The organism is Actinomadura rubrisoli, from assembly GCF_004349215.1.
In the GTDB taxonomy this organism is placed as follows: domain Bacteria; phylum Actinomycetota; class Actinomycetes; order Streptosporangiales; family Streptosporangiaceae; genus Spirillospora; species Spirillospora rubrisoli.
On sequence record NZ_SMKU01000470.1, the window covers coordinates 1 to 5,903 of the forward strand.

Sequence of the window (5,903 nt, forward strand, 5' to 3'; positions counted from 1 at the left end):
CGCTCCCCGCCCTCCTCACGCCGCCCGCTCCCCTCGCGGTGCCTGGCCTCCTCGCGGCGTCCGGTCGCTTCGCCGGTCGCTTCCGCCGTTCTGGCGTGCCTGGGCGCCCCGCGAGCGGCTCGCCGGTCCCTCAGCAACCGCACCGCGACGGCGAGTGCGGCGGCCAGTGCGATGAGGCTCAGCACCCCCGCCAGGTTGCGGCCGTAGGGCAGCGGCAGCCGGGACGGGACGTCCGCCCGGCGGCCGTACCCCAGGACCAGCGGCAGCGCGACCGCCGTCACACAGCCCGCGACGACCAGCGCGCCCCGCACCGTGCGCCGGTACCAGGCGGGCAGCCGCCCGGTCAGCAGCCCGGCCACCAGCACCGCCGGGACCAGGACGGCGTCGTGCAGCACCGCCGCGCCGGCGAACCACAGAGCCCACCCGGCCGCGTCCACGTGCAGGACGATGCCGCGCAGCCCCACCGCGACCAGCGCCAGGCCCGCCGCGTACATCGCGATCCGGCCCTTCACGCGACCACCAGCCGGTGCACCCACTTGGTCTGCATGACCCCCGGCCGGTCGGGCGCGATCAGGCGGCAGGGGTAGCCGTGGTCGAGGTCGAGGGGCTCGCCGTTCAGGTCCAGGGCGAGCAGCGTGAGCGGATCGTGCCAGTGCTCGGGCGACACCTGCGAGGTGCGGTAGAGCCCGCCGCGCTCCAGCGACTCCACGCGGACTCGGGCGTCGCCGGTGACCCCCGCCAGGCGCAGCACGTCCCGCAGCCGCACGCCGTCCCAGCTCGCCCCCGCGCTCCATCCCTCCACGCAGGTGATCGGCAGCCGCACCCGGTGGGACGGCAGCGCCCGCAGCTGCGCCAGCGACAGCGTCACCTCGCGCTCCACGCGCCCGGTCACCGTCAGCCGCCAGCCCGGGTCGCGGGCGGCCCCGGCGACGCCCGCCCCGGCCGCCGACTTGTTCACCGGCAGCCCCTGCGACCCCACGCCCGGACGGCGCGGCGCCAGCACCGCCAGCCGCGCCAGCGGCGAGAACGCCTCCCCCACCGTGGTGAGCACGACGGCGCCGCTCGCGGCCGCCACCGTGAACAGGAACGCGCGCCGCTCCACCGCGTCCTGCGGCCGGGTCATCACCGTCCGGCGCACCTTCGGCCACTCGTTCGCGACGTGGATCAGCAGGGCGCCGACCAGGATGTAGGACGTCCAGTAGTGCGCGGTCGTGAAGAAGAACGGGAACGGATACCAGTAGGAGATGTTCAGCACCCCGGTCACCAGCTGGAACAGCGCGCCGCCGACCAGCACGAACACCAGCAGCCGCCGCACCCCGTGCGCGGCCGACCGGGCGGGCGGCCAGCGCAGCAGCCTGGGGTAGACCGTCCACAGCTTGGCCAGCAGCAGCGGCACCGTCGCCAGCCCGCCGATCACGTGCACGCCCTGCGTGACCCGGTACAGGTTCACCGGACGCGACGGCCACTGCGCCCAGCCCGGCGGATGCTGCATGAAATGGCTGACCAGCCCGGTCGCGAACGCCGTCAGGAAGCCGACGCCCAGCGCCATGCCCAGCCACGCCGCCACCCGCTCGTCGTGCAGGCGGCTGGTGAAGCGCTCCGGCAGCGCCTTGACGGTCTCCGGGACGGTCAGGAGCGCAGGGCGACGAACCATCGGCCCGCCTCCTCCCAGAACTCGTCCATGGCCGCCCCGCTCGCGGCGGCCAGCCCGGCGGCGGCGTCGGCCGGGACGTGCGCCCAGGCGAACCACTCGCCGACCGAGCGGTCCGAGCGCAGCCGCAGTGGCTCGGTGCGCGCGCCGCCGCCGGGCGGATCCACCTCCACCAGGACGCGCCCGCCCGGCGCGAGCAGGCGAAGGACGCGCCGCAGCAGCGCCCGCGGGTCGCCGCCGATGCCGATGTTGCCGTCGGCGAGCAGGACCGTCCCCCAGCGGCCGGTGCCCGGGACGCGCCCGAACACGTCCCGGCACAGCGCCGGGCCGCCCGCCGCCACGGTGAGCGCCACCGCGTACGGCGCGACGTCGATGCCCAGCACCGGCAGGCCGCGCTGGGCCAGCGCCACGGTCAGCCGGCCCGGCCCCGACCCGACGTCCAGCGTCGCGCCCCGGCAGCGGCCGAGCAGCCCCGCGTCCCCCGGCCGCAACGCCAGCCAGTCCTGGACCGGCAGCGGGCGGCGGCGCCCGTCGGCGTGCTCGATCTCCACCGGAAGACCTCCCTGCAGCGCCTCCTCGTAGAGGTCGCCGATCATGCCGGGACGGTCCTGTCCCCCAGCGCGCGCACCGCCGCGGCGAACCGCCCGCCCCCGGACGAGACGGCCACGGCCCGGGCGTCGGCGGCGGTGTCCACGTCGGTCAGCTCCGGCAGCAGCCCCACCTCCAGCCCGGCGGCCCGCAGCCGCCCGAGCTGGACCCGGCCGGTGTCGGGACGCGACATCGGAACCCCCGCCAGCAGCCGCGCGTCGGGACGCCGCAGCCCCAGCAGCCAGAAGCCGCCGTCGGCCGCCGGCCCGAACACCGCGCCGCACCGCGCCAGCCCGGCGCACGCCAGCCCCAGCAGCGCGGGCGTCACCTGCGGGGTGTCCATCCCGATCAGCACCAGCGGACGGCCCGCGTAGGCGTCGGCGAACGCGTGCGCCAGCCGCTCGTCCAGGCCGCCGCCGCGCTGCGGGATCACCGTGAAGCCGCCCGGCAGCCACGGGCCCGGCGCGCCCGCCAGCGCCAGCGTCCGCCGCCCGGCGGGCGCGGCGGCGACCGCGGCGAGGGTGTCGGCCAGCGCCGCCTCGGCCAGCGCGGCGGCCTCGGCGGGCGTGTAGGCGGGGGTCAGGCGGGTCTTGACCCGCCCCGGGACGGGCTCCTTGGCGATGACGACCAGGTCCGCGCCCGGCCCGCCGCCGTGTCCGTTCCGTGCGGCGGTCACGGGCCGGCCTCCGCCAGGACGCGGCGCATGTCGCGGACGGCGCGCACCGTCCCGCCCACGGTCCCGGTCACCTTGGAGGTGCCGGTGCGGGGCCGGTAGGCGACGTCCAGCTCGGCGATCCGCCAGCCCGCCCGCGCCGCGCGCAGCACCATCTCCAGCGGGTACCCGAACCGCCGGTCCCGCACGTCCAGCGCCAGCAGCCCGGCGCGGCGCGCGGCCCGCATCGGGCCCAGGTCGTGCAGCCGCGTCCCGGCCCGCCGGTTCACAGACCGGGCCAGCACCGCGTTGCCGAGCCGGGCGTGCGGCGGCCACGCGCCCCGCCCGGCCGGACGGCGCCGCCCGAGCACCAGCCCCATGCCGCCGCCGGCCTCCAGGCCCGCCAGCGCGGCGACCAGCGCCGGAAGCTCCGCCGGGTCCAGCGAGGCGTCGGCGTCCATCACGCACACCACCTCGCTTCCGGCCGCGCTCAGCCCGGCGTGGCAGGCGGCGCCGAAGCCGCGCGCCGCCGCCGCGACGACCACGGCGCCATGGTCCGCGGCCACGCGCGCGGAGCCGTCGGTGGAGGCGTTGTCGACCACCAGGGCCCGGAAGCCCTCGGGCATCCGGGTCAGCACCCAGGGCAACGCCTCGGCCTCGTTGAGGCACGGGAGAACTACGTCGATCACGGTCCAGACGCTACTTTCGGTGACGGCGGACGACCCTTACGAACTGATGACGGGCTGCCGCGCGAACTCCCGCATGCCCTCGCCGAACGCCACCGACGGCGAGAACCCCAGCTCACGGCGGGCGCGGTCGGGCCGCGCGACGATGTGGCGCACGTCCCCGAGCCGGTAGCCGCCGGTGACGCGCGGCGCGGGACCGCCGAACGCGCCCGCCAGCGCCCGCGCCATCTCGCCGATGGTGCGCGGCTCGCCGCTGGCGACGTTGTAGGCGCGCAGCCCCCCGCGCGGCGCTCCAGGCGGCGCCCCGGGCGGCCCGGCCGCGAGGCGCTCCAGGGCCAGCACGTTCGCGCGGGCGACGTCGCGGACGTGCACGAAGTCGCGCCGCTGCGCCCCGTCCTCGAACACCAGCGGCGCCTCGCCGTCCAGCAGCCGGGACCGGAAGATCGCCGCGACCCCGGCGTAGGGGGTGTCGCGCGGCATCCTCGGCCCGTACACGTTGTGGTAGCGCAGCGCCGCCACCGACCCGCCGGTCATCCGCGCCCAGGACGCCGCCAGATGCTCCTGCGCGAGCTTGGTGTCGGCGTACACGTTGCGGGGGTCCAGCGGGCCGTCCTCGCCCACGACGCCCGGCTCCACCGGCCGGCCGCACGCGGGGCAGTCCGGTTCGAACCGTCCCGCCCGCAGCGCCTCCTCCGACCGCGGCCCCGGACGGACCGGGCCGTGCCGCTCGCAGGTGTACGCGCCCTCCCCGTACACCACCATCGAGGACGCCAGCACCAGCGCGCCCACACCCGCCCGGGACATCTCGGCCAGCAGCACGGCGGTGCCCTGCACGTTGACCGAGGCGTAGCGGGGCAGGTCGAACACGTCCACGCCGAGCCCCACCACGGCGGCCTGGTGGCACACCGCGTCCACGCCGTCCAGCCGCCGCGCGACCGCCTCGGGGTCGCGGACGTCGGCGCCCTCGCCGTCCAGGACGCCCGGCCGCGCATCGAGGCCGCGGACGCGGTGCCCGGCGGCGGCCAGCGCCTCGGCGATGTGCGAACCGATGAAACCGGCCGACCCGGTGAGCAGTACGTTCATGCGGACGAACGTAGGCCGCCAGGCCCGCCCAGGCCGCCGTCAAACGGCCCCAGGGGGCTGCTTGTTCCGACCTTGTAAGATCCTCACCCCTCCAGCGGCTCGTAGGCGGCCAGCAGGATGGCCAGGCCGCGATCGTCGCCGAGCGCGCCCGGGCTGAGCATCCGGTTCATCACGTACGCCACGCACATCCGGGCGTCGAGGTCGACCATCACCACAGAGCCGCCCCACCCGCCCCAAAAGCACGTCCGTGGGTTCGGCATCCACGCGCCGGCCAGCGCGTAGCCCATCCCGAACCGGATCGGGACGCCCAGATAGCGATCCTTGCCGTTGGACTGCTCCTCCAGCACCGCCGCGCAGCCCGCCTCCGACAGCAGCCGCACGCCCCGCGCCTCGCCCCCGCACGCCAGCACCGACTGCACCGCCGCGACCGACCGGGCGTTGCCCTGGCCGCCCGCCGCCGGAACCTCCGCGCGCCGCCACGCAAGCGACCGGGCGTTCTCGGGCACGAACGGCGGGTGGGCGAACTCGCGTTCCAGCGCGCGGGCGGCGTCGAGCGCCGGTCCCGCGTCCGGGGCGGGCGGCGGGATGACCGGCGAGACGCGGTCGTCGTGCTCGGGCGCCAGCCCGATGTGGAAGTCGGCGCCCAGCGGCCCGGCGACCTGCTCGGCGAAGAACGTCCCGACCGTCACGCCGGTGACGCGCCGGATCACCTCGCCGACCAGGTACCCCTGGGTGAGCGCGTGGTATCCCGACTCGGTGCCCGGCTCCCAGCGCGGCGCCTGCCGCGCCAGCGCCGAGGTCGCCTTCTCCCAGTCGTAGAGGTCCTCGGTGGCCAGCGGCTCGTCCCACGACGGCAGCCCGGCGGTGTGCGCCAGCAGGTGCGCCACCTCCACCCGCCCCTTGCCCGCGGCGGCGAACTCCGGCCAGTAGCGCGCGACCGGGGCGTGCAGGTCCAGCTCCCCGCGGTCGGCGAGCATCAGCGCGCACAGCGCGGTCATCGTCTTGGTCGTGGACCAGACGTTGGTGATGGTGTCGCGCTCCCACGGCCGCGTCCGCGCCTCGTCGGCGTAACCGCCCCAGATGTCGACCACGGCCTCGCCGTCCACGAACACCGCCGCCGAGGCGCCCACGTCATCGCCGTCCAGGGAGTCGGCGAGCGCCTCCCGGACCGCGCCGAACCGGTCGTCGCACACACCGTGGATCTGCGCCATGCCCGCACGCTAACCCGCCCGCGCCCCCCGGC

The 5,903-nt window shown here is 77.0% G+C and carries 7 protein-coding genes; all 7 read right to left on the reverse strand.

Translation table 11 applies throughout. The features are described from left to right. The coding region (locus E1298_RS43130) for a hypothetical protein (protein WP_131903170.1) at positions 1-512 on the reverse strand (512 nt) is incomplete at its 3' end. After that, complete coding sequence (locus E1298_RS43135; protein WP_131903171.1) at positions 509-1,654, reverse strand: molybdopterin-dependent oxidoreductase; 1,146 nt, start codon at positions 1,652-1,654, stop codon at positions 509-511. The genes E1298_RS43135 and E1298_RS43130, both read right to left, overlap by 4 nt. Next, positions 1,630-2,247, reverse strand: coding sequence for a methyltransferase domain-containing protein (locus tag E1298_RS43140; protein ID WP_131903172.1), 618 nt, complete (start codon positions 2,245-2,247; stop codon positions 1,630-1,632). Before E1298_RS43140 ends, E1298_RS43135 begins: the two co-directional genes overlap by 25 nt. Then, entirely contained in the window at positions 2,244-2,915 is a 672-nt protein-coding gene (locus tag E1298_RS43145; RefSeq protein WP_207945191.1) for a TIGR04282 family arsenosugar biosynthesis glycosyltransferase, read from the reverse strand. Before E1298_RS43145 ends, E1298_RS43140 begins: the two co-directional genes overlap by 4 nt. Next, positions 2,912-3,580, reverse strand: a complete 669-nt coding sequence (locus E1298_RS43150) for a glycosyltransferase family 2 protein (RefSeq protein WP_207945192.1) — start codon at positions 3,578-3,580, stop codon at positions 2,912-2,914. Before E1298_RS43150 ends, E1298_RS43145 begins: the two co-directional genes overlap by 4 nt. Before the next feature lie 36 nt (positions 3,581-3,616). Next, positions 3,617-4,660, reverse strand: a complete 1,044-nt coding sequence (locus E1298_RS43155; RefSeq protein ID WP_131903173.1) for an NAD-dependent epimerase/dehydratase family protein — start codon at positions 4,658-4,660, stop codon at positions 3,617-3,619. Positions 4,661-4,743: 83 nt separating this feature from the next. Then, the gene (locus E1298_RS43160; RefSeq protein ID WP_131903174.1) at positions 4,744-5,871 is read right to left on the reverse strand and encodes a serine hydrolase domain-containing protein; all 1,128 of its coding nucleotides are present in this window, start codon (positions 5,869-5,871) and stop codon (positions 4,744-4,746) included. Positions 5,872-5,903: the final 32 nt, after the last annotated feature.

Excerpts from the sequence above, each read along its gene's own strand:
- E1298_RS43135 (WP_131903171.1), bottom strand. The coding sequence starts at position 1,654 with ATGGTTCGTCGCCCTGCGCTCCTGACCGTCCCGGAGACCGTCAAGGCG.
- E1298_RS43140 (WP_131903172.1), bottom strand. The coding sequence starts at position 2,247 with ATGATCGGCGACCTCTACGAGGAGGCGCTGCAGGGAGGTCTTCCGGTG.
- E1298_RS43155 (WP_131903173.1), bottom strand. The coding sequence starts at position 4,660 with ATGAACGTACTGCTCACCGGGTCGGCCGGTTTCATCGGTTCGCACATC.
- E1298_RS43160 (WP_131903174.1), bottom strand. The coding sequence starts at position 5,871 with ATGGCGCAGATCCACGGTGTGTGCGACGACCGGTTCGGCGCGGTCCGG.